Origin of the sequence: Bradyrhizobium frederickii (assembly GCF_004570865.1) — a bacterium.
Taxonomy (GTDB): domain Bacteria; phylum Pseudomonadota; class Alphaproteobacteria; order Rhizobiales; family Xanthobacteraceae; genus Bradyrhizobium; species Bradyrhizobium frederickii.
Window position 1 is genome coordinate 122,308 of sequence record NZ_SPQS01000017.1, and the last position, 26,060, is coordinate 148,367.

Genomic DNA, 26,060 nt, shown 5'->3' on the forward strand with positions numbered 1-26,060 from the left:
TCCCCGGACGACAGTTCGGCTAAAAACACGTGGTCCGCTCAGCCGCGATGTAGCCGAACAGCAGGCCCGCACCGAACAGCAGCACGACGCCGGCGGCGGCGAATTCGATGCCGCGCATGAACAGCGCGCCGCCGCCGTCGCGCCCGGCGCTGAGGCGCGCGGCGATGTCCTTGGCGGAGACGGCGACGACCGCGATCGCCGCGACCGTGATCGCGGTGCCAAGCCCCATCAGCAAGGTCGCGGCGATGCCGGCCCAGAACAGGCCCTGGGCCAGCGCGAACACCAGCACCAGGATGGCGCCCGAACAGGGACGGATGCCGACGGTGAGGATCGCGGCAAAACCACGCCGCCATCCGCCGGGGCCGGAGAGCTCGCTCGGCGTGGGGCCGTGGGAATGGCCGCAATGCTCGTCATGGACATGGTCATGCCCGTGATGGGCATGGGCGTGCCCATGGCCGTGATCGTGGTGATGGTGATGGTGATGGTGATCATGGCCGTGACCGTGATGATCGTGAGCATCATGATGATGGTGATGATCATGATGGTGCGGCACGCCGGCGATCGCGGGCACCGGCTGGGCCGCCTGCAGCGCCCGGATGAAGGTGCGGCCCTTGACCCAGACGAGGCGCAGCCCGAACAGCGCGATCAGGGCGTAGCTCGCGATCTCGATCACCCCTTCCGCCTTGCACATAGTCTTCGCGGTCGCATTCAGAACCCAGGCCGAGATGCCGACGATGAGGATCGCCACCAGCGACTGCATCAGCGCCGAGGCAAACGACAGCGCGATGCCACGCCGCGCGGTCTCGCGGTTGGCGACGAGATAGGAGGCGATCACCGCCTTGCCGTGGCCGGGGCCGGCGGCGTGGAAGATGCCGTAGGCGAACGAGATGAAGAGCAGCGTCCATACCGCCGAGCCGTCGGATTTCGCGGCGCGGATCGTCGACGACATCTGCCGATAGAATTCCGATTGCTTTGCCAGCAGCCAGCCGATGAGGCCGCTGGCTTCGGGCTCGGCCGCCTGCGCCGGGCGCGGCGCGCCGAACGGATTCTGCGCAAGGAGATCGTGGAGCGCGGCATCGGCCACGCTGACCGCCAGCACGACGGCCGCGCCGGCGAGCAGCCCGCGCGCGAGCGGAGGGAGTTGCGGCTTCAAGGGCAATCCACCGTGATCTTGTTGGCGAACATCATGCCGAAATTGGTGTTCTCGCCGTTCATGAAGGTCTGCTCGTTGAGCTTCTGCGCGGTCGCGGTGCCGTCGCTCGGCCGGTCAAGCTTCATCTGGCAGCCGGCGGGCGCGCCGACCAGCTTGACCGGATGGTCCTTGGCCATCTGGAAATCGATGAAGAACGAGCGGTCGAACACTTCGAGCACCAGCTGCCTGGGCTTGACCGGATTCTTCAGCGGCAGCGTGAAGTGCAGGGTCAGCACGGTGTCCTTGTAGTCGAGGAAGTAGTCGACCGGCTCCTGGAAACGTTCCTTCTTGCCGTCGGCTCGCGCGAAGGTGAAGTAGGCATATTCCTTCAGCGACTCGACATTGGTCTGCGCCAGCGGCACGAGCTCCTCGCGGGTATAGGCGCCCTTGGTTTTGCTCTCGAGCCCCTGCACCGCATAGGCCGAGAACATGTCGTCAAAGGTCCAGGCGTGACGGACGCCGGTGATCGTGCCGTCCGCAGCATAAAGCAGCTCGCTGGTGGCGGTGATCCAGACATGCGGATGCGCGCTCGCCGCGCCCGCGGCGAGCGACAGGCCAGCGGCGAGCAGCAGTCCAAACAGACGGCGCATCGTGCCCATCAGGCAGCCTCGGCGTTGTCGAGCAGGCCCCGCCGGCGCAGCAGCGCATCGGGTTCCGGCGGGCGGCCGCGGAAGGCCTCATAGGCGGCTTCCGGATCGACCGATCCGCCCGAGGCGTAGATGTCATCGTGGAGGCGTTTTGCCACGGCGGGATCGAAGATGTCCCCGGCCTCCTCAAACGCGCCGAAGGCGTCGGCGTCCATCACCTCCGACCACATGTAGCTGTAATAGCCGGCGGCATAATGGTCGCCGGTGAAGATGTGGCCGAACTGCGTGGGACGGTGACGCAGCGCGATCTCTTCGGGCATGCCGATCTTCGCCAGCTCCTGCTTTTCGAAAGCACGGACATCCTGCGCGGCAGCGGCCGGCTGGGTGTGGAATTCGAGGTCGATCAGCGCCGAGGAGACGAACTCGACGGTGGCAAAGCCCTGGTTGAATTTGCGCGCGGCAAGGAAACGCTGGAGCAGGTCGTCCGGCAGCGGCTCGCCGGTCCGGTAGTGGCGGGCGAACTTCTGCAGCACCTCGGGCCGCTCCTGCCAGTGCTCGTAGAGCTGGGACGGCAACTCGACGAAGTCGGTGAACACGGATGTGCCCGACAGCGACGGATAGGTCACGTTGGAGAGCATGCCGTGCAGGCCGTGGCCGAACTCGTGGAACAGGGTGCGGGCATCGTCGGGCGACAGCAGCGAGGGCTCGCCGTCGGCGCCCTTGGCGAAGTTGCAGATGTTGAGAACCAGCGGCGCGACGTCGCCGTCGAGCTTCTGCTGGTCGCGCAGCGAGGTCATCCAGGCGCCGGAGCGCTTCGACGGGCGCGCGAAGTAGTCGCCGTAGAACAGCGCCTTGTGCTTGCCGTCCCTGTCCTTCATCTCCCAGACCCGGACGTCGGGGTGCCAGACCGGAACGTCCTTGCGCTCCTCGAAGGTGACGCCGAACAGCCGCGTGGCGCAGTCGAAGGCGGCGGCGATCATGTTGTCGAGCGCGAGGTATGGCTTGATCGCGGAATCGTCGAAATTGGCGCGCTGAAGGCGCAGCTTTTCGGCATAGAAGCGCCAGTCCCAGGGGGCGAGCTTGAAATTGCCGCCCTCCGCCGTGATCAGCGCCTGCATCTCGTCGCGATCGGCAAGCGCCCGGGCACGCGCCGGCTTCCAGACCCGCTCCAACAGGCCCCGCACCGCGTCCGGCGTCTTGGCCATGGAATCCTCGAGCCGGTAGGCAGCATAGGTCGGATAGCCCAGGAGGTTCGCGCTCTCCTCGCGCAGCTTCAGGATCTCGACGATGGTTTCGTTGTTGTCGTTAGCATTGCCATTGTCGCCGCGGGCGATGAAGGCCTTGTAGACCTTCTCGCGCAGGTCGCGCCGGGCCGAGCTCTTCAGGAACTGCTCGACCGAGGAACGCGACAGCGTGACGATGGCCTTGCCGTCCATCCCGCGCTCTTCCGCCGCAGCCTTGGCGGCGGCGACAAAGCTCTCCGGCAGGCCCTGGCGGTCGGCCTCGCCCAACTCCATGACCCAGTCCTGCTCGTCGCCGAGCAGATGATGGCTGAAGCCGGTGCCAAGCTGGGCGAGCCTCTCGTTGATCTCGGCCATCCGGGTCTTGGCCTCCTCGGACAGGCCGGCGCCGGCGCGGTGGAAGCGGGTATAGGTGCGCTCCAAGAGGCGGAGCTGCTCGGGCGAAAGACCGAGATCGGCGCGGTTCTCGTGCAGCTGGGCGATGCGACCAAACAGCACGGCGTTCATCATGATCGGATTCCAGTGCCGCGCCATCCGCAAGGAGACATCCTTGTCGATCTCCAGGATGGCCGGATTGGAATTCGCCGAGACCAGATCGTAGAACACCGCCGCGACCTTGCTCAGCAGCTTGCCCGAGCGCTCCAGCGCCGTGATGGTGTTGGCGAAGTCGGGCGCGGCGGGATCATTGGTGATCGCCGCGATCTCGGCGGAGTGGTCGGCGAAGGCCTGCTCGAACGCCGGCAGGAAGTGCTCCGGCTTGATCTCGTCGAAGGGCGGGGTCGCAAACGGCGTCACCCAGGCCTTCAGCAGCGGATTGGTCTCGGAGTCCGTAATTTGGCGGGGGTCTGACATTGCAAGTCCCGGTTTTCATGGCTCGATTGTTGCGGCCAGCTATAGCACGCGATGGGGCTTTTTTGGGCCATTTGGCCTTGCTCCCGGCCGCCTTTTCGGGGAGATTGCGGCCCTCGATGGACCACGGACCCCCTAAGCTCATGAACGCGCCTTCCTCGTCTTCCCGTCAGATCGTCTGGCCCAGCGTCATCACCGTCATCAGCGCCGCCATCCTGATCGGCGCCGAAGTGTTCGGCGCGGCGTTCGCCGGCGGATGGGCGCTCGCGATCCTGTTCGGGCTCGGCGACCAGGGCGCGCACATCCTCCAGGCCGTGCTGTTTGCACTCGGCGTGCTCGTGATGACCGCCTTCATCCGCGCGGCTCAGCGCGTCGAGCCCTTCACGAAGCGCGGCTGACGCCTCTCGCGCGCGCGAGAGACGCGCGCGCTGCCACAGAAACTTAACGCCCGTTCATCTTCCGCGTCGCTCGCGCAACACCGCGCAAGCAGATGTTAGGCAATTCTGTCCGCAGCCTAAAAAAATTCTTGCGAAGGCGAGTCAAAACACTTATGTGCGGACTTGCCCAATTTCGCACGTGCCTGTGGTCGTGTGTCAGTCGGTAGGTATCCGGACAAGAGGCCGGACAGCCGCCAAGGGGTGAAGAAGCCGAGGGGCTCTTCGGAAGTGCGGAAGTCGGAAGGCCAAGGTCGCAAGGCTCGAAGGTCAGACGACAAAGCAAACCCGGAGTGCCCAGCATCTCTCTCAAAGAGATGCCTTGTCGAAGGTGACTTCGCTCTTTGCAACCGTGACTGGCAGCCGGAGGCGAACCGGCGCACCCCGCTCTCAACGGGGGACGCGACTTAAAGCAACGACGGATCGGGCTTTTTTGGTCTCTACCGGCAGTCCAACGCCGGCGCGGGCTACTGAAAAGGCTTGTCCTTCATTGCCAGGTGTGCGGGCGGGAACACTCCCAACCAATCCACGGCAGCACAGTCTGGTTTGAGTCTTTTGGCTTCGTCGCGCCTCCATCGCGCGATCCGGCCAGAGCACTCTTATCCGACGTCATGTTTTGAACGGGCCCGTCGCTGGGCCGTTTGGGAGAGTGCCATGACCGAACGTATCCAGGAATTCCTGCGCAACCGGCGCAAGGATGGCCTCGACACCGAGCCGTGCCTCGTCGTCGACCTCGAGGTCGTGCGCGACAATTACCAGAGCTTCGCCAAGGCGCTGCCCGACAGCCGCGTGTTCTATGCCGTCAAGGCAAACCCGGCGCCGGAAGTGCTGGCCCTGCTCGCCTCCATGGGCTCCTGCTTTGACACCGCGACGGTTGCCGAGATCGAGATGGCGCTGGCCGCGGGTGCGACGCCCGACCGCATCTCCTTCGGCAACACGATCAAGAAGGAGCGCGACATCGCGCGCGCCTTCGCGCTCGGCATTCGCCTGTTCGCGGTCGATTGCGCCGCCGAGGTCGAGAAGGTCGCCCGTGCCGCACCCGGCGCGAAGGTGTTCTGCCGCATCCTCTATGACTGCGCCGGCGCCGAATGGCCGCTGTCGCGCAAGTTCGGCTGCGACCCGGAGATGGCGGTCGAGGTGCTCGACCTCGCCAAGCGCCTCCGGCTGGAGCCGTGCGGCATCTCCTTCCATGTCGGCTCGCAGCAGCGCAAAGTGAAGGCGTGGGACCGTGCGCTGGCGATGGCCTCGCAGGTGTTCCGCGACTGCGCCGAGCGCGGCATCAACCTGACCATGGTCAACATGGGCGGCGGTTTCCCGACCAAGTACCTGAAGGACGTGCCGCCGGTCGTGACCTACGGCCGCTCGATCTTCCGCGCGCTGCGCAAGCACTTCGGCAACCAGATTCCGGAGACCATCATCGAGCCGGGCCGCGGCATGGTGGGCAATGCCGGCATCATCGAGTCCGAGGTCGTGCTCATCTCGAAGAAGAGCGACGAGGACGAGGTGCGCTGGGTGTATCTCGACATCGGCAAGTTCGGCGGTCTCGCCGAGACCATGGACGAGTCGATCCGCTACGCCATCCGCACCCGTCACGACGGCGCGGACATGACGCCTTGCGTGCTGGCGGGGCCGACCTGCGACAGCGCCGACGTGCTGTACGAGAAGAACCCCTATCCGCTCCCGGTCACGCTCGAGATCGGCGACAAGGTTCTGATCGAGGGCACCGGGGCCTATACGTCGACCTACTCGTCGGTGGCCTTCAACGGCATCCCGCCGCTGAAGACGTACCACATCTGATCCGCCTCTTTGTCTGAGGCCTGACGAACCCGGGAGCCGGCTTGCCGGCTCCCTCCTCAACATCTCGATTTCTGACGACGTCTTGGACCGGCGTGCTGCCCGCACGTCCGTTCAAGCGGGGACTGGTGCGCCATGACTGCTTTTCGGAAGCCACAGATCGCCCTCACCTCGAAAGCCGCTCCGTTTGCGATCCGCAGCGAGCGTGCTGTCGACGTCGCCGCCCGTGAGGCGCTGCTCGATGCCAGCTTTGGCGAGGACCGCCATGGCCGCACCTGCCAGCGCCTGCGCGACGGACGCGCGCCTGCCGCAGGCCTCGCCCTGTCGGCCGTGCGCGAGGGCAAGCTCGTGGGAACCGTGCGGCTGTGGCACGTCAGCGCCGGAGGCAGGCCCGCTCTGGTCCTCGGACCGCTGGCGGTCGATCCTGCCTGCCGCGAGCTCGGGATTGGCGCCGCGCTGATGCATCAAGCGCTGGCCGCCGCCCGGGCGCGCGGGCATGAAGCCGTGATCCTGCTCGGCGATGCCTCCTATTACGCCCGCTTCGGCTTCTCGGCGGAGAAGACGGCTGGGCTTTCGCTGCCCGGCCCGTTCGAACGCGACCGCCTGCTGGCGATCGAATTCACCGATGGCGCCCTGGACGGCGCCGAGGGGATGATCGTCCCGACCGGTTCGGCCCTGCCCAAACGGAGGTCGGTTCGCGCACCTGCGGCGCGCGCGGCCTGAGGGATCGCTTTCATCGCGGCGACCCGAGCCGCACTGAGCGGCAACGCCCGGCCGCGCCTGCGTCACGCCCGCTCCTTTGGGGTTGCGCAGGCGCCAGAAACGCCCTTTAACCCCGCGAAACATCCTTCAGTCGAGGCCCCAAACCATGCCCCGTCGCCTGATCTCCACCGGCTCTCCGCTCGAGAAGACCGTCGGCTACAGCCGCGCCGTGATCGACGGCGATTTCGCCTTCGTCGCGGGAACCACCGGCTATGACTACAGCACGATGACGATGCCGGCCGACGTCACGAGCCAGTCACGCAACTGCTTCAAGACCATCGCAGCCGCCCTGAAGGAGGGCGGTTTCGAGATGGCAGATATCGTCCGTGCGACCTACTACGTCACCAACACCAACTACATCGATGCCCACTTCGCCGTCTGCGGCGAGGTCCTCGGCGACATCAGGCCGGCCGCGACCTTGCTGGTCGTCAGCGCCCTCGCCAAGCCCGAGATGAAGGTCGAGATCGAAGTCACCGCCAAGCGCCACAGCGCCTGACAAGCGCTGCAGCGCCTGATCCACCCACCCTTTGCCTGCCAGCACGTTCCGGAGAAACCGTCCTATGAGCCCTCCCTCGCAGATCTACGCGAAGATCACCGGTCCCATCGTCATGGTCGGCTTCGGCTCCATCGGCAAAGGCACGCTGCCGCTGATCGAGCGGCATCTCGATTACGACAAGTCGCGCGTCACCGTGATCGATCCCAAGGACGAGGGCCGCAAGGCGCATTGCGAGAAGCACAATGTCCGCTTCATCCAGAAGGCCGTGACGAAAGACAATTATCGCGAATTGCTGTCTCCGCTGCTCACCGAAGGCGGCGGTCAGGGCTTTTGCGTCAATCTCTCGGTCGACACCGGCTCGACCGACATCATGGAGCTCTGCAACGAGCTCGGCGCGCTCTACATCGATACCGTCAACGAGCCCTGGCTCGGCTTCTATTTCGATTCGTCGAAGGGCCCGGAGGCGCGCTCCAACTACGCCCTTCGCGAAGTGACGCTGGCCGCCAAGAAGGCCCGCCCCGCAGGCTCGACCACGGCCGTCTCCTGCTGCGGCGCCAATCCCGGCATGGTCTCCTTCTTCGTCAAGCAGGCGCTGCTCAACGTCGCCGCGGATCTGAAGCTCAATGCCCCCAAGCCGAAGACCAAGGGCGAATGGGCGGATTTGATGCGGCAGGCCGGCATCAAGGGCATCCACATCGCCGAGCGCGACACCCAGCGCTCCAAGAAGCCGAAAGAGCCCGACGTCTTCGTCAACACCTGGTCGGTGGAAGGCTTCCTCTCGGAGGGCATGCAACCGTCGGAGCTCGGCTGGGGTACCCATGAGAAATGGATGCCCGAGAATGCGCATACCCACGAAGCCGGCTGCGGCGCTGCCATCTACCTGATGCAGCCCGGCGCCAATACGCGCGTGCGCACCTGGTGCCCGACCCGCGGCGCGCAATACGGCTTCCTCGTCACCCACAACGAGTCGATCTCGATCGCCGATTACTTCACGGTGCGCGACGCATCAGGCACGGCGATCTATCGGCCGACCTGCCACTACGCCTATCATCCGGCCGACGACGCCGTGCTGTCGCTGCATGAGCTGTTCGGCCGCGCCGGCAAGATGCAGGAGAAGCACCACATCCTCGAAGAGGACGAAATCGTCGACGGCATCGACGAGCTCGGCGTGCTGCTGTTCGGCCACGACAAGAATGCGTATTGGTATGGCTCGCAGCTCTCCATCGAGGAGACCCGCGAACTCGCGCCTTACCAGAACGCCACCGCTCTGCAAGTGACCTCCGCCGTGCTCGGCGGCATGGTGTGGGCGCTGGAAAACCCGAACGAGGGCATCGTCGAAGCCGACGAGATGGATTTCGATCGTCTCCTTGAAATCCAGCTGCCCTATCTCGGCCCGGTGAAGGGCTTCTACACCGACTGGACCCCGCTGACGGACCGCCCGGGACTGTTCCCAGAGGACATCGACACCAGCGATCCCTGGCAGTTCAAGAACATTCTGGTGCGGTGAGGGGCCCGCCTCTCTCTGCCCGTCATTCCGGGGCGCGCCACTTGGCGCGAGCCCGGAATCCATCGGGCGACAGAATCTGCGGATCAATGGATTCCGGGCTCGCGCTTCGCGCGCCCCGGAATGACGGAGAGACCTACTTCTCCTTGATCGGCGGCGCGATCTTTTCCGCCGGTGCCGGCGGCAGTGCCGGCCTGGTCGCCGCGCCTTGCGTCTGCGGATCGGGGCGCGCGGGCTCAGGGGCCGGCGTGGTCGGCCGGTCGCCGCCGGGCTTGGCCTCCGCTGGCACCTTGCTTTGCTCGTCGGACGGAGTTCCCTGAAGCGGCTGCGTCGCCTGCGCCAGCTGCATCCGGCTCTCGGCGCGGATCTGGGCGAGCGACATCACCGACACCACGAGTCCCGCCGCGAACAGCGAGGCAGCGATTGTCAGGTCGAGACTCAGTCTGTGCTTGTCATGTTGGCCGGGCATGTCGATCACCGCCTTTATCCGCGGGATCAACGAAATCGACCGACCAGGGTTCCATCCTCGGCAAGGCGGCATCTGCCCGTCTGCGCGCCAAAACGACGCGCCTACTCGGTCGTGCTGGCTTCCCAGGTGGCATGGCGCACGCCGGGCAGATGCTGCAGATCGGTCGCCACCGCGTTCAGCTCGTTCGGGTCGATCGCGCTCGCGACCAGCTTGGCGACGATCTCCAGCATGTCCTCGCCGATCTCGACGACCTCGACACCCGCCACGGGATATTGCGCACCCTCGAGCTTCTCGACGAGGCGGTCGCGCATGTCAGGCAAGGCATCGGCCGCGACCGCGAGCTTGAAATAGTAGGTCGCCTCCAGCGCCTTCTCGTTCAGGGGGATGCGGTTGATGGCGTTGACCAGCGGGCGCAGCATGATGTTGCCGGCGATGACGAAGACCGTCAAAGCGGCCGCCTGCGCGATCATGTCGGCACCGGCGCAGGAGCCGACTGCGGCCGAAGCCCATAGCGTCGCTGCGGTGTTGAGCCCGCGCACGTCCATGCCCTGCTTCATGATGACGCCGGCGCCCAGGAAGCCGATGCCCGAGACGACATAGGCGATCACCCGCACCGCACCGTCGGCGCCGTCCAGCTGCATGGCGAGATCGACGAAGGCGGCGGCGCCGACTGCGACCAGAACATTGGTGCGCAGGCCCGCGGTGCGCTGGCGATATTGCCGCTCGGCGCCGATCAGAGTGCCCAGCACGAAGGCCGTGGTCAGGCTGACCAGCGTGTCCGCGAAATCGGCGAGCTGGAAAGTCGTGAGAAATCGCATGGCCCCCTATACGGATGGAACCATGACAGATCAAAGCTCGAGCAGGCCGCCGTCCCCATTTTCGTCGGCAAACACCAGCAGCGTGCCCTTGGCGTTCCAGCCGATGGCGGCGACGGGCGGCGTGCCGTTGCGGCGGACCAGGATCTCGGCGCCGTCCTCCAGGCGCACCATCAGCACGGTGCCGTCGCTGTAGCCGGCGGCGAGGATGTCGTTCTTCGGATGGCAGGCGACGACCGAGACGCGGGCCTGCAGCGGCGCCAGCATCGCGGGCTCCTTGCCCATCGGGCCGTCCTTGCTGCCGAACGGCCAGACGATGACGGTGTCGGCGCCCGAGGTGGCGAGGCCCTTGCCGCCCGCGCTCCACGACATCGAGCGGACGCGGCCGGGATAGCCGGTCATGCGCATGTGCCTGTTGTCGGCGAGCCGCCAGCCGTGCAGCGCCGGCTCGTGCATCGCGGTCACCAGGAACTTGTTGTCCGGGCTGAAGGTGACGGCGTGATGCGAGCCCGCCCAGGGCAGGAATTCGGCGGACCCTTCCATGTTGGGAAACCACAGCGTCACGCCGTTGTAATGCGCGATCGCGAGCCGCAGGCCCTTGGGCGCGAAGGCGAGACCGCCGACGGTCGAGGGCACCTCGAGCGACTTCTCCTCGGCCTTGCCGCTCTTGACGGTGGCCGTCTTGCCGGCCGACCAGGCGAACGCGCCATCGGCGTGCAGCGCCACCGCATCGATCCAGCGCCGCTTCGGGTCGGTCGCGAGCAGCGTCACCTCGCCCTTGGCATCGAGCGCGACGACCTTGCCGTCGTCGCCGCCCATTGCGAGGCGCTTGCCGTCGAAGGCAGTGGAGAGAATACCGCCACTGTGCACGGCGACCTTGGTGATCTCGCCCTTGGCGTCGACGAAGGCAACGTTCTCCTCGCCGCCGACGAAGGCGGCACGATCCCCGAGGAAATGCACCGAGGTCACGGCCATGCCGAGCGTGACAGGCTTGACGCGGTCGGTGACGGAGACGATCGAGGCGGAATCGGGAGGCGGCGTAAACTCTTTCATCACGAGACGATGCAGCTCTCGAAACCCTTGCGGATCGCCTCTTCCGGCAATTCGCGACCGATGAAGACGAGGCGGCTCTCGCGCGGCTCGCCTTCCTTCCACTTCCGCTGGTGGTTGCCCTCCAGCATCATGTGGACGCCCTGGAAGACATAGCGGTCGTCGTCGTCGTGGAACGCGAGGATGCCCTTGGAGCGCAGGATCTTGCCGCCCTCGACCTGCACCAGGTTCTGCAGCCAGGGCATGAACATATTGGGATCGAGCGGCTTGTCGGTCTTCAGCGACAGCGACTGCATGTCCTCGTCGTGGTAGTGCTTCAGGCCGTGGCCGTGATCATGATGATGATCGTGGCCGTGATGGTGGTGGTGATCATGGTCGTGGTCATGATCGTCGGCCTCCAGGAAATCCGGCTCGATATCGAGGATGCGGTCGAGATCGAACGCGCCGCGGTCGAGCACGTCGGCCAAGGCCACCGAGCAGCGCTCGGTGCGGTGCAGCTTCGCATAGGGGTTGATGGCGCGGATGCGGGCCTCGACCTCGGCAAGCTCGCCCTTGCTGACGAGGTCGGTCTTGTTCAGAACGATGACATCGGCGAAGGCGATCTGGTTCTTGGCCTCGGGCGCGTCCTTGAGCCGGTCGGACAGCCATTTGGCGTCGGCGACCGTCACCACCGCGTCGAGACGCGCGTTCTTCTGCACGTCCTCGTCGACAAAGAAGGTCTGGGCGACCGGCGCGGGATCGGCAAGGCCGGTGGTCTCGACGATGATGGCGTCGAACTTGCCCTTGCGCTTCATCAGGCCGTCCATGATGCGAACGAGGTCACCGCGCACCGTGCAGCAGATGCAGCCGTTGTTCATCTCGAACACTTCCTCATCGGCGCCGATAATGAGGTCGTTGTCGATGCCGATCTCGCCGAATTCGTTGACGATGACGGCGTATTTCTTGCCGTGGTTTTCCGACAGGATGCGGTTGAGCAGCGTGGTCTTGCCGGCACCGAGATAGCCGGTCAGGACGGTCACGGGAATTTTTTGGGAGGTCGCTTCAGACATAACAACTCCGGCTTCGGGCGATTTCCGCGCGACGCGAGGCGGGGTGGCCCCTGCCCTAATGGTCAAGCGCGCTGGTCAGGGCCTTTATATTGTGCCTGACCATGTCAATGTAAGTGGGTGCAGGCCCCTTTTCGCCGGTCAAACCGTCTGAAATCAGGGTCCCGCCGACCTTTGCCCCGGTCTCCGCCGCGATCCGCCGGATCAGCCGGTCGTCGCTGATATTTTCCAGGAAGACAGCCGGGATTTTCTGGGCCTTGATCTGGCCGATGATGGCCGCGATGTCCCGGGCGCTGGGCTCGGTTTCGGTGGAGACACCAAGGGGGGCGACGAACCGGATACCATATTCGGCGGCGAAATAGCCGAAGGCATCGTGGGTGGAGATCACCTTGCGCCGCTCGGTTGGGATTTTGGCAACGGCCTCGCGGACCTCGCGGTCGAGCGCTTCGAGCTTTTCCAGATAGGCCTTGGCCTGGGTGCGAAAGAAGTCGGCTGCGTCAGGATCGGCCGCGGCCAGCGCATTGGCGATATCAGCCACGTAAACCTTGGCGTTGGGGACGGACTGCCAGGCATGGGGGTCGGCGCTTGAGCCAAGCTTGAGCGGCGTGATGCCGGCGCTGGCGGTGACGACCTGCGCCTTGCTGCCGGAAGACTGCACGAGACGCGGCAGCCAGCCCTCCAGCCCAAGCCCGTTGACGATGACGAGCTTCGCCTCCGCGACGCGCTTCGCATCGGCGGGCGGCGGCGTGTAGACGTGGACGTCGCTGTCGGCGCCGACCAGCGTGGCCAAATTGATCCTGTTACCGCCGACATTACGAACGAAATCGGCGAGGATCGAGAAGCTCGCGACGACGTTCAGCCGCTCCGCGGCCTGAAGTGGCGAGGCGATCAGCAGGAGCACGCAAAGCAGGAAGGGCCGCATCGTCACGCTTCCAGATGCCGGCCGGGAAACATCTGCCGGACGATGCCGCCGACGCGGCCGAACAGGACGGAGACCACGTAGATCACGGTCGCGACCAGGATGATCGCGGGGCCCGACGGCACGCGGGTCTGGAACGACAGCACGAGGCCGGCATAGCCGGAAATTGCGGCGGCGACGACCGCGATGCAGATCATCGCGGTCAGATCTCGCGACCAGAACCGGGCGATGCCCGCCGGCAGGATCATCAGGCCGACCGCAAGCAGCGTGCCGAGCGCCTGGAAGCCGTTGACGAGGTTGATCACGACCAGCGCGAGGAAGGCGAGATGCGCGGGGCCACCGGCGCGGCTGACCGTGCGCAGGAACAAGGGATCGACGCTCTCGATCACAAGGGGGCGGTAGATCACGGCGAGCACGAGCAGCGTCACGGTGGCGTTGAAGGCCACCACCAGCAGGGTCTGGTCGTCCATGGCGAGGATGTTGCCGAACAACACGTGCAAGAGGTCGATATTGGTGCCCTTGATCGAGACGATGGTGACGCCGAGCGCCAGCGAGGCGAGATAGAAGGTGGCGAGCGAGGCGTCCTCCTTCAAGCCGGTCGAGCGCGCGACCACGCCGGCGAGGATCGCGACCGCAAAGCCTGCGATCAGGCCGCCGGCCGTCATCGCGAACAGATTAAGACCGGAGAGCAGGAAGCCCACCGCGGCGCCGGGCAGGATCGCGTGCGCCATGGCGTCACCGACGAGGCTCATCCGCCGCAGCATCAGGAATACACCGATCGGCGCGCCGGCCAGCGCCAGCGCGATCACGGCGGCGAGCGCGCGCCGCATGAACTCGAATTCGGTGAACGGGCCGATCAGCGCGTCATAGAGCATCGGATATCAGGCCGCCCGCGAGCTGATATCATCGGCGGCGCAGGCCGCGGCGCTGTCGTCGAAGGCCTCGCACATCCGCATCGCGACCAGCAGGTTTTCCGGCGTCAGCACGTCCGCGGTCGGTCCCCACGCCACCGGGCCACGCGCCAGCACCAGCGTCTCGCTGAAATGGTTGCGCACCATCTCCATGTCGTGCAGCGCGGCGAGCACGGTGCGGCCCTCGTTGTGCCATTGCTTGACCAGCGCGAGCAGGTCGGCGGTGGTCTTGGCATCGATGGCGTTGAAGGGCTCGTCCAGCACGATCAGGCTGGCGTCCTGGAGCAGCACGCGCGCGAACAGCACGCGCTGCATCTGGCCGCCGGAGAGCGTGCCGATCGGGCGATTCTCGAAGCCGTTGAGGCCGACGGACGCGATCGCACGGAGAATCTTTCCGCGCGCAGCCTTGCCAATGCCGCCGAACAGGGAGGTAGCCCGCCACAATCCGGTGCCGACAAAATCGAATACCGAGATCGGGAAGCTGCGGTCGATCTCGGCGCTCTGCGGCAGATAGGCGATGTCCCTGGCGTCGAGGCCGCCGAGATGGATGCTGCCGTCGAGCGGCTTGAGAATGCCGACGATGCCGCGCAGCAGGGTCGACTTGCCCGCGCCATTCGGGCCGATCACGGCGACCAGCGCACCTCGCGCGACTTCGCCGCTCAGATGGTGCACGGCGGGATGCCGGTCATAGCCGAGCGTCACGTTGTGAAAGTGCAGCGCCGCCATCGTCACCTCATCGCCAGCAAGACCACGCCCCAGAGCACGGCACAGACGGCGAGCGCAGCCGCGAGGCGCGCGGCCATGGTCATGCGCAGGATCGACCAGGGCGCCGCCTGGGCGGGATGCGGCGAGGCGGCATCGTGGACATGGGCGTGGCTGTGGTCGTGCCCGTGCGCATGGGAATGGCCGTGGGCATGGTCGTGATGATGGACGGGGGACGCGGCGGGAACCATGCCGGGACGTTATATTATAACATTACGCCTGTCCACGCCGGTCACGGCTTGCCGATCACCATCGCGATGGCGGCGGCCACGAACGGGAATGGCACCGAGACGGCACAGCGGAACCAGACGAAGCGGGCCGGCATGAACGGGATTTCCCACAAGATCACCCGCTGGAAGGCAAACAGGGCCCAGGCGACGACATAGGCCACCACCTGCGGCATCCCACCGCCCGACTTCAGCGCCACGGTGCCGATGGAGAAGCCGATCACGGGGCCGCCCGGCGTCGCCGCGCCGGCGACCACGGCGGTCGCAACGCCGAGCCAGCCGCTGTCCGGCCCGAGCCAGCCGGTGATCATCTCCTGTGGGATGATGGCAGCGATGTAGCCGGAGCCGATCACCCCTAACGCGATCCGCGGCACGATGTTGATGAAGTCCATCGAGCCTTCGCGCAACGAGGCTTTGAACACCGGCGGGCCGCGGCGAAAGGCGATCAGCCCGACGCCAAGCACCGAGCCCCACAGCAGGATGTCGATCAGAAGCGCGGCGCTCATGCCGCGTCCTCGTCGCTGGCGCGCTTCGGATAGAGCCGGACATAGACGAAGCGACCGAGCGCACCAGCGAGCACCGGCAAAGGCAGCGAGATCACGATCCGCCACAATGTAAAGTCGGTGCCCATGATCGGGATCTCCCAGGCCACCGCCCGGCCATAGCCGATCAGGGTCCAGCTCACGACCATGGCGATGGTGGCGCCGAAATCGGCTCCGACCGCCAGCAAAGCGCTCGCCACGGGATAGGCGGTGAAGGGCCCGCCCGGCAGGATCGCGCCGAAGGCGGTGCCGATCAGAAGCCCCATCAAACCGGATTTCGGCCCGAGCGAACGCGAGACTTTCTCGTGCGGCAGGATCTCGGAGATGAAGGCCCCGAGCAGGCAGCCCGCGAGCACGCGCGGCAGGATGCCTGAGAACAGCGAGAGATCGTGGGTCAGGATGTCGAGAACGCCGTCGGTGCCGTCACGCCGCCAGACCAGCGCCGCGCTCACCGCGACCAGAACTGCGATGATGATGGTCGACCAGCCGATCGGCTTGCGCACCCGCCCAGGCCGCGGCTCGGACTCCGCGTCCTCGGCCGGCGCCGGGATTTTCGGGGAACGTTCTGACAACGGGCTCGGGTCGGATCGAGGGGATGCCCGTACTGATTAGAAGCGCCGGCCGGGCGATGCAAACGGAACGATCACAGGCCGATACGCGCCCCGTGCAGGGCAATTCCGCACAGCAAAAAGGCGGCCGCTCATGCGACCGCCTTTTTGTCATTCCGGGGCGGCGCATCAGCGCCGAGCCCGGAATCCATCGAGCCTCACCCCGAACGGATAAACGGATTCTCAGATGCGCAATTGCGCATCATAGTTCGCGCTTCGCGCGCCCCGGAATGACACTCAGGCCTTCTCGAACAGGGACTCCACGTATTCCCAGTTCACGAGGTTCTCGACGAACGCCTTGAGATAATCGGGACGGCGGTTGCGATAGTCGATGTAGTAGGAGTGCTCCCAGACGTCGCAGCCGAGGATCGGGGTGGCGCCGTGCACCAGCGGATTCTCGCCGTTCGGGGTCTTGGAGATCTCGAGCTTGCCGTTCTTGACCTGGAGCCAGCACCAGCCGGAGCCGAACTGGCCGACGCCGGCCGCCTGGAAGTCGGTCTTGAACTTCTCGAAGCCGCCGAGGTCCTCGTTGATCTTCTTCTCGAGCTTGCCCGGCAGCTTGGTGCCGCCGCCATTGGGCTTCATCCAGCTCCAGAAGTGGATGTGGTTGTAGTGCTGGCCGGCATTGTTGAACACCGCGGGGTTCTTGCCGAACGAGCCCTTGACGATCTCCTCAAGGGACTTGCCTTCCCATTCGGTTCCCTTGAGCGCGTTGTTGCCGTTGGTGACGTAGGCCTGATGATGCTTGTCGTGGTGGAATTCCAGCGTCTCCTTCGACATGTACTGGCCGAGGGCGTCATAGGCGTAAGGGAGTGGGGGCAGCGTAAAGGTCATGGGTTCTTGTCCGCAACTGGTGGGGAACGAGTTCTAACGGTCACCCCTTATAGAAGGTTCCGTCGCCGTTAAATACCTCAGAATTTCGAAAACACGTGACGGGGACGCTTGGCTCGATTGCATAAAATCGTCGCAGCACGCGAAGACCTCCGCCGTGCTGGTGGCTCGATGCAAAATATCATTGCCTTTGAGGCGCTTATGGCAGAACGAATGCCCCACGCACGGACCTTGCGAAAGACAGAGCCATGAGCATTGAGATCGACATTCTGAACGGCGACGCCTCGTGGCCGATTGCGGAGCCGCTGCATCAGGCGGTCTGGGGACCACATACGATCGCGGACAAGCCCTGGGCTCACGTCAAATGGGCCAATGCCGATCTGCGCGTCCTGATCGAGACCCCCGAGGACGGCCTGGTCTGCCATGCCGGCATCTACTTCCGCACCGTCACTTGGAATGGGCAGAAGGTCCATATCGGCGGCATCGGCGGGGTCTGCACCCGCGAGGACCGCCGCGGCCGCGGCTATGCGACCGTGGCGATCGACGCGGCGGTGCACACTATGCGCGCCAACGAGGCCGTTCGCTTCGCGCTGCTGTTCTGCGAGCCCCACAATTTCTCGTTCTACGAGACCCGGAGCTGGCTGCCCTTCAAGGGTGAGGTCTATTGCGAACAGCCGGAGGGACGGATCCGCTTCACCCACATGGCGCCCTACGTCTTCAACATCGTCCGAGCCCCGACGCTGGGCACCATCGACCTATGCGGCCTGCCCTGGTGAGCCCTGCGTGAGCGAGGGCTGGGCCGGCCGCCCCGCGCGCTATAATATGTCAATCATCATTTAAAATTCCGCCGGTGAACATGACGATCGACGCTCCCCTAGACGCCGTCCCGCCGCGGGGGCCGATCGCCTCCCCCATTGCGAGCCTGCTGACGGCGCCGATCCTGCCGACGCTGCTCCGGCTCGCGATCCCCAACATGATCGCGATGGTCGGCAGCACGCTGGTCGCGATCGCCGAGACCTCCTATATCGGCCGGCTCGGCACCATCCCGCTCGCCGCGATCGCGCTGGTGTTTCCGTTCGCGATGCTGACGCAGATGATGAGCGCGGGCGCGATGGGCGGCGGCGTATCCTCCGCGATCAGCCGCGCCCTCGGCGCCGGGGATCGTGACCGCGCCGCCACGCTGGCGCTGCATGCGGCCATCATCGGCCTCTGCGGCGGGCTGTTCTTCACGGTGATGATGCTCGGCTTCGGCCGCTGGTTCTTCACCCTGCTCGGCGGCCGCGACCGCGTCCTGGAGGAAGCCAGCGGCTATTCCCAGGTGCTGTTCTCCGGCGCGGTTGCGATCTGGCTCGTCAACACGCTGGCCTCGGTGATCCGCGGCACCGGCGACATGCGCCTGCCCTCGATGACGCTGATCGGAGCGAGCGTGCTCCAGGTCGTGCTCGGCGGCACGCTGGGTCTCGGCCTGTTCGGCGTGACGCAATTCGGCATGCCCGGCGTCGCCAGCGGCCAGTTGATCGCGTTCAGTTGCGCGGCGGTCTTCTTCCTTTGGTATCTATGGTCCGGCCGCAGCCGGCTGCAGCTCGACTTCCGCGCCTTCCATTTCGAGCGCGCGATGTTCCTGGACATTCTCAAGGTCGGCGCGGTGGCCTGCCTGTCGCCGCTCCAAACCGTGCTCACGATCCTGATCTTCACGAAGATCCTGGCGACCTTCGGCACCGAGATGCTGGCCGGTTACGGCATCGGCTCGCGGCTAGAATTCCTGCTGATCCCGATCACCTTCGCCTTCGGCATCGCCTCGGTGCCGATGGTCGGCCTGGCGATGGGCGCCGGACATTTGAAGCGGGCACGGCGTGTCGCCTGGACCGCGGCGGCGGCCTCCGGACTCACGGTCGGCCTGATCGGGCTCGTCATCGCGCTCGATCCCGCGCTGTGGGTTGCGCTCTTTACGCAAGACCCCGGCGTCACGGCCGCGGCGCACAGCTATTTCCACTGGGCGGGTCCGGCGTTCGTGTTCTTCGGCATAGGCGTGTCGCTCTACTTCTCGTCCCAAGGCGCGGCGCGCGTCGGCGGACCGGTGCTCGCCTCCACCGCGCGGCTTCTCATCGTCGCGATCGGCGGCATCGGCCTCATGACGGCGCATGCGCCGGCCTGGACCTTGTTCGCGCTGGTCGGCGGCGCCATGGTCGTGTTCGGCCTGTCGACCGCGGCCTCGGTCGCGTTCGCGCGCTGGGGTAAATGAGCGCGGGCAAGTCAGCGCAGGAATGTGCCACCGACAGCAAGAACTCACATCCCGCGCTCGCCAAGCGTCCGGGACACGGGAATCGGCTACGCCGTCATCGCCTTCAGCGCCGTCGCTGCCGAGGCATAGCCGCCCCGGGCGCCGTCGATGAAGTGCACGTGGTCGCTACGCAGCGCCGAGGGCGTGAAGCAGGTCATCATCGCAGCGTCCTGCTGATGGATGCCGTAACGCACGATGCCGTCGCGCGCGGCGGCCGCCAAACGATCGCTCAACGCGCGCTCGAGCTGCGGGGTGCAGTCGAGAATCATGCGCAGGCCGTCGTCATACTTCCTGAAGTCCGAGTTCTCGACGACCTGGCGCTTGTAGAGGCTGGGCACGAAACCGCCGACCTTGATGTCGAAGCGCATGATCAGATAGGCGAACAGCGTATAGGCCAGCACGCTGGCTCGGCGCGCAAGCAGCGGGCCGCCGCGCCTGGTGCGGGCTTCGTAGTCCAGCCCCTGCGGCGGCCATTTCAGCGGCGGTCCCTGCGGCGGCACCGGACGGGCGCCGTCCGGGCTGCGCTCGACGAGATGGATGACGTCCTCGATCACCTTGCGGAAGGCATGCGAATCGGCGCCGCGCGCCGGCATCACCAGCACCGACAGGATCAGCCCGCGCGAGGCGGGCATCATCTCGAAGCGGCAGGACAGTCCGGACAGGTCGGGCTGCGTGCCCGCCGGCGCCTCGGCGAGCGCGAACTCGCCGCGCTTCATCGCCGCGTCGGCAAAGGCGAGTCCGCCGCCGGAGAACATCGCATAGGACAGGTTCGCCGACGGACCAAAGCGCGCGACACGCACGTCGAGACCCTGCGCGCGGATGGCGCTCACCGGCACCAGCGCGATCCGCATCCTCAGGTCGAGATCCTCCCGCACCCAGGTGGCGGTCGCGGCAAGCGCGTCGCGCGCCGCATCGAGATCGCCGGGCGCGACCGCAAAGCTGGCGCCGTCGCCGCCGAACACGAAGGGGAATTCGCGACCCTCCAAGGCATTCGTCACTGCCGCGATCACGGCCGCGCCGGCCATGTTGACCGCCTTGTAGCGCTGCGCCGCGATCGCCTTGGTGGAATCGACGATGTCGGCAATGCCGATGCTCCAGTCCTCCGGAAGCGGCGCATAGAGCGCAGGATCCATCAGGCTGGTGAAGCCGCGGAAGACGGGAATGCCACCATAGAAGGATTCGCCTGAGGTCATCGGGGATGCCGGATGGTTGGAATGCGCGACAGATACGTGGCAGGATCGATCCGGGTTCGCCGGCCGGCGGCCCCTTTCAATCATTTGGCCGAAATGGGCCGGAACGACAAGATGCGGCCGCTGGCAATGCCGCGGGGGTCATTGATCGGCATCAAACGGCCCGCCGGGAAGTGCGGCTATCCTCGTTCAGCTCCACGGCCTTGCATGGGATGATCGAGGTGTCCGACTTCGGCGATAGGGACTCCACCTCTCCGGTCCGGCGGCGCACGGGCGTCGACCCGATCAGCGCGGTCAAGATGCCCGAGAGATTGACGGAAGCCGTCGATGCCTGGGCTGAAGCCCATCGCCTGACCCGCTCGGATGCCATCTGCAAACTGATCGAGCTGGGCCTGAAGACCGCGCCGCCGGTGCTCACGTCGGTGCATTCGGTCGCCTCGGACGCCACTCGGATCGAGGAGATCGCAATCCACGAGATCGAAGCGCTGCTCGATCCCGCGTTGCCGGAGGACGAGCGCGAGCGCCGCATCCGCCGCCTCACCGAAGGGCCGCCCGAATTTTCACACGAACGAATTGACCTGCCGAAGGACCCGCCGAAGCACGGGACGTGACGGCTAAAGCATGATCCGGAAAAATGCGCAGCGGTTTTCCGAAAAGATCATCCTTAAACATCAGCCTAAAGCGCGATGACGATTCATCCAAATCGCATCGCGCTTTAGTGCATCTTCTCATCCTGACGCTTGCGGGAGGTGTCGAGAGACGCGTCATGGCAGCCGACCAGACGCACGAATTGCTGCGGGTACATCTCATAGCCGTGAGCGCCGGAATTCTGATGCGCCATCGGCGGGCAATGGACAACGTCCGGCTGGGCTTGCTCCGTCCGGCCCCGGATTGAAGCGGTCGTGTTTGGCATGGCCATGGACTGCTCCCCTGTCGATTAGGGCAGATCGATTGACGTAACCCAATCGATTGCGAGGCATCTTACGACCAAATCGGGCGGAATGTCATTGCTCCCGATCAACGCAATCATGCCGGCCGAGTTCCGCTATGCCGTGTTGCCCGCATCGACGGTGAACACGGTCCCGGTGACGTTGCGGCCGCCATCCCCCAGCAGATATTCCACCATGCGCGCGACGTCGTCCGTCTCCGGCAGGCGGCGCAGCGCGCTGCGTCCGGCGATGCGCTTGCGCCCCTCGTCGGACAGATTGTGGGTGAGCTCGGTGTCGATGAAGCCCGGTGCGATCGCATTCACGGTGATGCCGACCTTGCCGACCTCGCGCGCCAGCGAGCGGGTAAAGCCGGTGGCAGCCGCCTTGGTTGCACCATAGACGGACAGGCCATTGTAGCCGGTCGTCGCGATGATCGAGGAGATGTTGATGATGCGGCCGGCGCCGTCCGCCATCATCTGCCGCGCCACGTATTTGGTGAGGATGATCGGCGACAGCACGTTGAGCTGCACCAGCGCCTCGATCTCGGAATTGTGCATGGTGGCGAGCAGGCCTTCGGTACCAAGGCCGGCATTGTTGACGAGGCCGTAGACCGGGCCGAACTCGTCGCGCACGAGCTTTGCGAAGGCCGGGATCGCGTCGATCACGGCAAGGTCGCAGGCGCGGAAATGCAGGCGCCCCTCGGATTCGGCGATTGCGCCCTCGAGCTCCTCGCTCGCGCGCCGTGCCACTGCGATCACGTTGTAGCCGGCATCGACCAGGCGTCTGCCGATCGCCAGACCAATGCCGCGGCTGCCGCCAGTGACGAGAACGTTATGCATCGGTGCGCGCCAGCTTGCCGGCCGGGGTGACATCGAGCGCCTCGACGAAGCGGATCACCGCCGGCACCTTGTGCGACGCCAGCTGCGCACGACACTGAGCCAGGATCTGGTCGCGGATCTCCTTCGCGCGCGCCTGGTCGGTGCCGTCGGCCAGGATCACGTCGGCGACGACGATGCCGCCGGTAATCGGACTCTTGCGCGATTTCGCCCGCGACATCCGCACGTCGGGATGACGGTTGATCACCGCCTCGATCTCCTCGGGGTTGACCTTCAGCCCGCCGATATTGATGATGCCACCACGGCGGCCGACGAAATAATAGCGGTCGCCGCGCAGCTCGACGATGTCGCCGCTGTCGACGAAGCCGTCGTCATCGGTGAGCGCCGCGGCGCTGCGGCCGACATAGGCATGCGCGGTGCGCGTCGAACGGATCCGCAGCGAGCCGTCGACCACCTTCATCTCGACGCCGTTGCGATTGCCGAGGTAGTCGGCCGGAAAGCCTTCCAGCCCGTCATTCACGGCGAAGCCGACCCCAGCCTCGGTCGAGGCATAGGCGTGACCGACGGAGGAATTGGGGAATGCCGCCTTCAATCCGTCGAGCACCGCCTGGTCTGCGATTTCACCGGAAAGGCGGACGTAAGCCGGGGCGAATTGCGTGGCCGAACCGCTCATCAGGAGCTTGCGCCAGTGCGACGGCGTGCCGGAGATGTGCGAGACGCCACGCGCCTTCAGCCGCGCGACGTGATCGCCGAGCGCCTCATGCGGGTCAGACAGCACCATCGAACCGCCGGAGAGGATGGCGCGAAGGAAGATCTGCAGGCCGCCATAGCGGCGGATGTCGTAGAACGTCGCCCAGACCGGCGCAGGTCCGCGCGCGGGGCCTTCGGCGACGATGGCGCCGGTCAGCGCTTCCAGCGTGTGACCGACGATCTTCGGCACGCCGGACGTGCCCGAGGTCAACATCAGCCATTCCGTGGCGCGCTCGGTCTTGGCCGGCGCGGTCGCTTCAAGCGGCAATTGCGCGGTCACGACGAGCGATACGCCGGAATCGGCCCAACGACCGGGTTCGTCGGTGACGACGGCATCGATCCCGGCATCCGCCATCAGTGCATCGAGATGTGCCGGGTTGAGATCGGGCGGGCACAGCAGCATGCGGCTCGCGATGCCGTCGAGCTCGATCATGGCAAGGCCCGACCGGAGCTGGTCGGCCAGTTTGAGCAGCACGGAGCGGCCCGACAATTCGCGCAGGCGGCCGCCCAGGACCGTCTGCGACAGGATGTCGGTCAGCGAGACGCTGGTCCGCGGATCGGACAGCGTGCGGCCTTTCAACTCCGCGCCGAGATGGTCGCGGAGTGCAAAGATCTCACGCGGGGACATTTTCGTAGGCCCGCACGAAATCGCCCACGGTGGCGGGGAACGCTGCGTCCTCGGAAATGGTGAAGGGATCGACGCCGGTGTCATCCTCGAGACGGGCCACCAGGATGGCAAAGGCGAGCGAGTCGAAGCCCGTCTCGTGCAGCGACAGATCGTCCGACAGCTCCGGAAGCGTGACGTTTTGCTCCTTGGCGATCTGCCGGATCGCCTCGATGACCTTTGACCTTACCGACATGGCTGGCTCGCTTTGTTATCGTTGGTGTTGCGGCGGCTCTTGCTGGCCGCCTCCCCATGGCGGCCTGTTTACCCGAGAGAAGTAAATGGCTTCTTGGACAATTCAGATAAAATTGGACCTATCTGCCGATTTTGGCGGGGTTACAGCCTGATCGAGCCGCCCAGGATTGCCGCATAGGCCTCGGCATCGAGCGGGACATAGGCTCCGAATTTCGAGTCCGCCATGAACAGCGGGTCGGGGATCGCGGCGGGATCGAAGCCTTCCCGCGACAGATCGCCCTTCTTCTGCTTGAACGTCTCCGTCGCATCGATCTGGCGGGAGATGCGTACGAAGACCGGGCGCGCATAGGCCGGCAGGCGTTGCGCGAGATGTGCGGGCAGTGCCGCAATGTCAAACCCTTCGTTCACCACGATCGCGCTCATGCCGGCGCGGCCATCGGCGCCGGGGATGCTGACGCCGTAGGTGGTGGCGTCGACCACGCCGGTGAAATCGCGCATCACCTCGTTCACCTCAGAGGTCGCGACGTTCTCGCCCTTCCAGCGGAACGTATCGCCGATCCGATCGACGAAATGGAAGAACCCCTTGTCGTCGATCCGCATCAGATCGCCGGTACGAAACCAGGCATCGCCCCTGGCAAACACATCGCGCAGGATCTTCTTCTCGGTTTCGCCGGCGTCGGTGTAGCCCTCGAAGCGGCCCCCGCCCTCGTCGGCGGTACCGATGCGGCCGATCGCTTCGCCGGCCTCACCGCGGGCGCAGGCGATGCAAAAGCCCTCCTCGTTGCGCAGCGGCGCGCCGCTGTCGGGATCGAGCCTGACGAGATTGGCAGGGAAGCGATGCGCCAGCAGCGGCGGGATGCGGCCGATCGCGCCCGGCTGTCCCTCGACGTTGAACAGCGAGAAATTGCCCTCCGTCGCCGCATAGAATTCGAGGATACGGGGAATGGCGAAACGCGCCTGAAAGTCTTCCCAGATATCGCCGCGCAGGCCGTTGCCGCAAACGAGGCGGAGACGATGGCGGTTCTCGTATTCCGAGGGCGGAGCCCTGAGCAGGTAACGGCAGAGCTCGCCGATATATTGAAACAACGTGCAGTCATGACGGACGATGTCGGACCAGAAATGCGAAGCCGAGAATTTCTCGGCGATCACCACCGAGCCGCCGGCGGCGAGCATGCTGCACGGCGCCACGATGCCGCCGACCGAGTGGAACAGCGGCAGGCAATCATAGAGCCGGTCTTGCGGGCTCGCGCCGGTGAGACCGGCGAACCAAAAACCCCAATTGAGGATACGGCGATGGCTGATGCTGGCGGCCTTCGGCAGGCCTGTCGTGCCCGAGGTGTAGATCAGCAGCGCGCGGTCGTCGATGGTGACCTCGCCGTGCTCCTCCGGCGACAGCGGCGCGTCGTCCAGCGCCGCAAGCGCGACATCGATGGTGCGGTCGCCGCGGGCATCGCCATGCGTCCACACCTTGGCCTGAATTCTCAGATGCGGCGCGGCTCCCTGCAACATCTCCGTCAGCTCATGCGCCACGATGATGTGGGAGGGCTTGGCGACGTCGATGCAATGCGCGAGCGACGGCCCGACCAGCTTGGTGTTGAGAAGCGCAACCGCGCCGCCGACCCGGCTGATGCCGAGCCACGCTGCGAGATAGTCGATGCCGTTCGGCATGATCAAAGCGACGATATCGCCCTTGGCCACGCCGACCGAGCGCGCCCAGCGCGCGTAGCGATTGATGCGTTTCGACAGGCCCGCATAGTCGAGACTTGCTTCATCCGTCAGCAGCGCGACGCGATCGGGCTGACGCTGCGCCCAATCGTCGATGACGTCGGCGAACAGGCGTCCCGGCAGCGTCTCGATCCGCGCGGTGAGCTCGATCGCCTTGAGCCAGATCTTTGAGGCCGAAGGGGTGCGCCGGGCTTTCGGTTGCTCGATGACAGCGCTCGTCATTGCCGTTCATTCTTTCGGAAGGTGTCTGCTGGCTCCCCAAGCTTAGCCCGCGCGCCCTGCCCAGGTGTTAAAGGACAAGGTAAAACCCGGTTAGTGCGAGATTAACGCTAGCCATCCTTTACCAAGGCCGACGATTTCGGCAGCCGTCAGCGCAGGCCGATCGCCGGCGACAAGATGGGCGGAGCTGTCGGGACTGCAAGGATTGGCTGCCTGCGAGCGCGCAATCCCA

28 protein-coding genes are annotated in these 26,060 nt (G+C 65.6%); 8 read left to right on the forward strand and 20 right to left on the reverse strand.

Annotation, left to right across the window (positions count from 1 at the left end):
- Positions 1-19: 19 nt before the first annotated feature.
- From E4K64_RS26870 to E4K64_RS26880, 3 genes are read right to left on the reverse strand one after another with little or no spacing between them, the layout of a single operon-like run.
- A complete protein-coding gene (locus E4K64_RS26870) occupies positions 20-1,153 on the reverse strand; it encodes a nickel/cobalt transporter (protein WP_209311990.1) in 1,134 nt (377 codons plus the stop codon).
- Complete coding sequence (locus E4K64_RS26875) at positions 1,150-1,791, reverse strand: DUF1007 family protein (RefSeq protein ID WP_135166171.1); 642 nt, start codon at positions 1,789-1,791, stop codon at positions 1,150-1,152. The genes E4K64_RS26870 and E4K64_RS26875 overlap by 4 nt, the downstream gene beginning before the upstream one ends.
- Positions 1,791-3,872: a M3 family metallopeptidase gene (locus E4K64_RS26880; protein WP_135166172.1), complete on the reverse strand. Its 2,082-nt coding sequence runs from the start codon at positions 3,870-3,872 to the stop codon at positions 1,791-1,793. Before E4K64_RS26880 ends, E4K64_RS26875 begins: the two co-directional genes overlap by 1 nt.
- Before the next feature lie 140 nt (positions 3,873-4,012).
- On the opposite strand from E4K64_RS26880, the gene E4K64_RS26885 reads away from it, so the two are divergent.
- The 5 genes from E4K64_RS26885 to E4K64_RS26910 all read left to right on the forward strand — a co-directional run bounded on the left by E4K64_RS26885 (position 4,013) and on the right by E4K64_RS26910 (position 8,862).
- Positions 4,013-4,267 (forward strand): hypothetical protein, encoded by a 255-nt coding sequence (locus E4K64_RS26885; protein ID WP_045004054.1) that lies wholly within the window; start codon positions 4,013-4,015, stop codon positions 4,265-4,267.
- A 690-nt stretch (positions 4,268-4,957) separates the two neighbouring features.
- Positions 4,958-6,100, forward strand: coding sequence for a type III PLP-dependent enzyme (locus tag E4K64_RS26895; RefSeq protein WP_126259440.1), 1,143 nt, complete (start codon positions 4,958-4,960; stop codon positions 6,098-6,100).
- 132 nt (positions 6,101-6,232) lie between these two features.
- Positions 6,233-6,820: a GNAT family N-acetyltransferase gene (locus tag E4K64_RS26900; RefSeq protein ID WP_135166173.1), complete on the forward strand. Its 588-nt coding sequence runs from the start codon at positions 6,233-6,235 to the stop codon at positions 6,818-6,820.
- A 145-nt stretch (positions 6,821-6,965) separates the two neighbouring features.
- The gene (locus E4K64_RS26905; protein WP_135166174.1) at positions 6,966-7,355 is read left to right on the forward strand and encodes a RidA family protein; all 390 of its coding nucleotides are present in this window, start codon (positions 6,966-6,968) and stop codon (positions 7,353-7,355) included.
- A gap of 64 nt (positions 7,356-7,419) precedes the next feature.
- A complete protein-coding gene (locus E4K64_RS26910; RefSeq protein ID WP_135166175.1) occupies positions 7,420-8,862 on the forward strand; it encodes a homospermidine synthase in 1,443 nt (480 codons plus the stop codon).
- Positions 8,863-8,995: 133 nt separating this feature from the next.
- Here the strand turns inward: E4K64_RS26910 and E4K64_RS40585 are convergent, their stop codons facing one another.
- From E4K64_RS40585 to E4K64_RS26965, 11 genes are all read right to left on the reverse strand, one after another.
- On the reverse strand, positions 8,996-9,328 hold the full coding sequence (locus E4K64_RS40585; RefSeq protein WP_167772277.1) for a hypothetical protein: 333 nt from the start codon (positions 9,326-9,328) through the stop codon (positions 8,996-8,998).
- 101 nt (positions 9,329-9,429) lie between these two features.
- Positions 9,430-10,146 carry an MgtC/SapB family protein gene (locus tag E4K64_RS26920; RefSeq protein ID WP_135166176.1) on the reverse strand — a complete coding sequence of 239 codons (717 nt, stop codon included), beginning with the start codon at positions 10,144-10,146 and terminating at the stop codon, positions 9,430-9,432.
- Positions 10,147-10,176: 30 nt separating this feature from the next.
- Entirely contained in the window at positions 10,177-11,196 is a 1,020-nt protein-coding gene (locus E4K64_RS26925) for a WD40 repeat domain-containing protein (protein WP_167772278.1), read from the reverse strand.
- Complete coding sequence (locus tag E4K64_RS26930; RefSeq protein ID WP_126259434.1) at positions 11,196-12,242, reverse strand: CobW family GTP-binding protein; 1,047 nt, start codon at positions 12,240-12,242, stop codon at positions 11,196-11,198. Before E4K64_RS26930 ends, E4K64_RS26925 begins: the two co-directional genes overlap by 1 nt.
- A gap of 55 nt (positions 12,243-12,297) precedes the next feature.
- Positions 12,298-13,161, reverse strand: coding sequence for a metal ABC transporter solute-binding protein, Zn/Mn family (locus tag E4K64_RS26935; RefSeq protein WP_135166178.1), 864 nt, complete (start codon positions 13,159-13,161; stop codon positions 12,298-12,300).
- Between the two features lie 2 nt (positions 13,162-13,163).
- Complete coding sequence (locus tag E4K64_RS26940) at positions 13,164-14,033, reverse strand: metal ABC transporter permease (protein WP_135166179.1); 870 nt, start codon at positions 14,031-14,033, stop codon at positions 13,164-13,166.
- A gap of 6 nt (positions 14,034-14,039) precedes the next feature.
- Complete coding sequence (locus E4K64_RS26945; RefSeq protein WP_167772279.1) at positions 14,040-14,795, reverse strand: metal ABC transporter ATP-binding protein; 756 nt, start codon at positions 14,793-14,795, stop codon at positions 14,040-14,042.
- A 2-nt stretch (positions 14,796-14,797) separates the two neighbouring features.
- On the reverse strand, positions 14,798-15,022 hold the full coding sequence (locus E4K64_RS26950) for a hypothetical protein (RefSeq protein ID WP_135166181.1): 225 nt from the start codon (positions 15,020-15,022) through the stop codon (positions 14,798-14,800).
- A gap of 41 nt (positions 15,023-15,063) precedes the next feature.
- Positions 15,064-15,564, reverse strand: coding sequence for a hypothetical protein (locus E4K64_RS26955; protein ID WP_135166182.1), 501 nt, complete (start codon positions 15,562-15,564; stop codon positions 15,064-15,066).
- Positions 15,561-16,172 (reverse strand): permease, encoded by a 612-nt coding sequence (locus tag E4K64_RS26960; RefSeq protein WP_135166183.1) that lies wholly within the window; start codon positions 16,170-16,172, stop codon positions 15,561-15,563. The genes E4K64_RS26955 and E4K64_RS26960 overlap by 4 nt, the downstream gene beginning before the upstream one ends.
- A gap of 273 nt (positions 16,173-16,445) precedes the next feature.
- Positions 16,446-17,042: a superoxide dismutase gene (locus E4K64_RS26965; RefSeq protein WP_028134201.1), complete on the reverse strand. Its 597-nt coding sequence runs from the start codon at positions 17,040-17,042 to the stop codon at positions 16,446-16,448.
- 245 nt (positions 17,043-17,287) lie between these two features.
- Between E4K64_RS26965 and E4K64_RS26970 the strand changes: the two genes are divergently transcribed.
- Both E4K64_RS26970 and E4K64_RS26975 read left to right on the forward strand, forming a co-directional pair.
- Positions 17,288-17,815 carry a GNAT family N-acetyltransferase gene (locus E4K64_RS26970; protein ID WP_135166184.1) on the forward strand — a complete coding sequence of 176 codons (528 nt, stop codon included), beginning with the start codon at positions 17,288-17,290 and terminating at the stop codon, positions 17,813-17,815.
- A gap of 80 nt (positions 17,816-17,895) precedes the next feature.
- Complete coding sequence (locus E4K64_RS26975) at positions 17,896-19,281, forward strand: MATE family efflux transporter (protein WP_167772286.1); 1,386 nt, start codon at positions 17,896-17,898, stop codon at positions 19,279-19,281.
- A gap of 86 nt (positions 19,282-19,367) precedes the next feature.
- On the opposite strand, the gene E4K64_RS26980 is transcribed toward E4K64_RS26975, so the two are convergent.
- Positions 19,368-20,513 (reverse strand): DUF3095 domain-containing protein, encoded by a 1,146-nt coding sequence (locus E4K64_RS26980; RefSeq protein WP_135166186.1) that lies wholly within the window; start codon positions 20,511-20,513, stop codon positions 19,368-19,370.
- A 209-nt stretch (positions 20,514-20,722) separates the two neighbouring features.
- On the opposite strand from E4K64_RS26980, the gene E4K64_RS26990 reads away from it, so the two are divergent.
- Positions 20,723-21,121 (forward strand): hypothetical protein, encoded by a 399-nt coding sequence (locus E4K64_RS26990; RefSeq protein WP_135166187.1) that lies wholly within the window; start codon positions 20,723-20,725, stop codon positions 21,119-21,121.
- 104 nt (positions 21,122-21,225) lie between these two features.
- On the opposite strand, the gene E4K64_RS26995 is transcribed toward E4K64_RS26990, so the two are convergent.
- The 5 genes from E4K64_RS26995 to E4K64_RS27015 form a co-directional block, all read right to left on the reverse strand.
- Positions 21,226-21,429 carry a hypothetical protein gene (locus E4K64_RS26995; protein WP_135166188.1) on the reverse strand — a complete coding sequence of 68 codons (204 nt, stop codon included), beginning with the start codon at positions 21,427-21,429 and terminating at the stop codon, positions 21,226-21,228.
- A 126-nt stretch (positions 21,430-21,555) separates the two neighbouring features.
- Positions 21,556-22,278, reverse strand: a complete 723-nt coding sequence (locus E4K64_RS27000; protein WP_135166189.1) for an SDR family NAD(P)-dependent oxidoreductase — start codon at positions 22,276-22,278, stop codon at positions 21,556-21,558.
- Positions 22,271-23,653, reverse strand: a complete 1,383-nt coding sequence (locus tag E4K64_RS27005; RefSeq protein ID WP_167772280.1) for a class I adenylate-forming enzyme family protein — start codon at positions 23,651-23,653, stop codon at positions 22,271-22,273. Before E4K64_RS27005 ends, E4K64_RS27000 begins: the two co-directional genes overlap by 8 nt.
- The gene (locus tag E4K64_RS27010) at positions 23,640-23,885 is read right to left on the reverse strand and encodes an acyl carrier protein (RefSeq protein ID WP_028134192.1); all 246 of its coding nucleotides are present in this window, start codon (positions 23,883-23,885) and stop codon (positions 23,640-23,642) included. Before E4K64_RS27010 ends, E4K64_RS27005 begins: the two co-directional genes overlap by 14 nt.
- Before the next feature lie 140 nt (positions 23,886-24,025).
- Positions 24,026-25,831: a long-chain-acyl-CoA synthetase gene (locus E4K64_RS27015; RefSeq protein WP_135166191.1), complete on the reverse strand. Its 1,806-nt coding sequence runs from the start codon at positions 25,829-25,831 to the stop codon at positions 24,026-24,028.
- Positions 25,832-26,060: the final 229 nt, after the last annotated feature.

Coding starts and splice junctions, on each gene's coding strand:
- E4K64_RS26875 (WP_135166171.1), bottom strand. CDS start 1,791: ATGGGCACGATGCGCCGTCTGTTTGGACTGCTGCTCGCCGCTGGCCTG.
- E4K64_RS26880 (WP_135166172.1), bottom strand. CDS start 3,872: ATGTCAGACCCCCGCCAAATTACGGACTCCGAGACCAATCCGCTGCTG.
- E4K64_RS26885 (WP_045004054.1), top strand. CDS start 4,013: ATGAACGCGCCTTCCTCGTCTTCCCGTCAGATCGTCTGGCCCAGCGTC.
- E4K64_RS26895 (WP_126259440.1), top strand. CDS start 4,958: ATGACCGAACGTATCCAGGAATTCCTGCGCAACCGGCGCAAGGATGGC.
- E4K64_RS26900 (WP_135166173.1), top strand. CDS start 6,233: ATGACTGCTTTTCGGAAGCCACAGATCGCCCTCACCTCGAAAGCCGCT.
- E4K64_RS26905 (WP_135166174.1), top strand. CDS start 6,966: ATGCCCCGTCGCCTGATCTCCACCGGCTCTCCGCTCGAGAAGACCGTC.
- E4K64_RS26910 (WP_135166175.1), top strand. CDS start 7,420: ATGAGCCCTCCCTCGCAGATCTACGCGAAGATCACCGGTCCCATCGTC.
- E4K64_RS40585 (WP_167772277.1), bottom strand. CDS start 9,328: ATGCCCGGCCAACATGACAAGCACAGACTGAGTCTCGACCTGACAATC.
- E4K64_RS26920 (WP_135166176.1), bottom strand. CDS start 10,146: ATGCGATTTCTCACGACTTTCCAGCTCGCCGATTTCGCGGACACGCTG.
- E4K64_RS26925 (WP_167772278.1), bottom strand. CDS start 11,196: ATGAAAGAGTTTACGCCGCCTCCCGATTCCGCCTCGATCGTCTCCGTC.
- E4K64_RS26930 (WP_126259434.1), bottom strand. CDS start 12,242: ATGTCTGAAGCGACCTCCCAAAAAATTCCCGTGACCGTCCTGACCGGC.
- E4K64_RS26935 (WP_135166178.1), bottom strand. CDS start 13,161: ATGCGGCCCTTCCTGCTTTGCGTGCTCCTGCTGATCGCCTCGCCACTT.
- E4K64_RS26940 (WP_135166179.1), bottom strand. CDS start 14,033: ATGCTCTATGACGCGCTGATCGGCCCGTTCACCGAATTCGAGTTCATG.
- E4K64_RS26945 (WP_167772279.1), bottom strand. CDS start 14,795: ATGGCGGCGCTGCACTTTCACAACGTGACGCTCGGCTATGACCGGCAT.
- E4K64_RS26950 (WP_135166181.1), bottom strand. CDS start 15,022: ATGGTTCCCGCCGCGTCCCCCGTCCATCATCACGACCATGCCCACGGC.
- E4K64_RS26955 (WP_135166182.1), bottom strand. CDS start 15,564: ATGAGCGCCGCGCTTCTGATCGACATCCTGCTGTGGGGCTCGGTGCTT.
- E4K64_RS26965 (WP_028134201.1), bottom strand. CDS start 17,042: ATGACCTTTACGCTGCCCCCACTCCCTTACGCCTATGACGCCCTCGGC.
- E4K64_RS26970 (WP_135166184.1), top strand. CDS start 17,288: ATGAGCATTGAGATCGACATTCTGAACGGCGACGCCTCGTGGCCGATT.
- E4K64_RS26975 (WP_167772286.1), top strand. CDS start 17,896: ATGACGATCGACGCTCCCCTAGACGCCGTCCCGCCGCGGGGGCCGATC.
- E4K64_RS26980 (WP_135166186.1), bottom strand. CDS start 20,513: ATGACCTCAGGCGAATCCTTCTATGGTGGCATTCCCGTCTTCCGCGGC.
- E4K64_RS26990 (WP_135166187.1), top strand. CDS start 20,723: ATGATCGAGGTGTCCGACTTCGGCGATAGGGACTCCACCTCTCCGGTC.
- E4K64_RS26995 (WP_135166188.1), bottom strand. CDS start 21,429: ATGGCCATGCCAAACACGACCGCTTCAATCCGGGGCCGGACGGAGCAA.
- E4K64_RS27000 (WP_135166189.1), bottom strand. CDS start 22,278: ATGCATAACGTTCTCGTCACTGGCGGCAGCCGCGGCATTGGTCTGGCG.
- E4K64_RS27005 (WP_167772280.1), bottom strand. CDS start 23,653: ATGTCCCCGCGTGAGATCTTTGCACTCCGCGACCATCTCGGCGCGGAG.
- E4K64_RS27010 (WP_028134192.1), bottom strand. CDS start 23,885: ATGTCGGTAAGGTCAAAGGTCATCGAGGCGATCCGGCAGATCGCCAAG.
- E4K64_RS27015 (WP_135166191.1), bottom strand. CDS start 25,831: ATGACGAGCGCTGTCATCGAGCAACCGAAAGCCCGGCGCACCCCTTCG.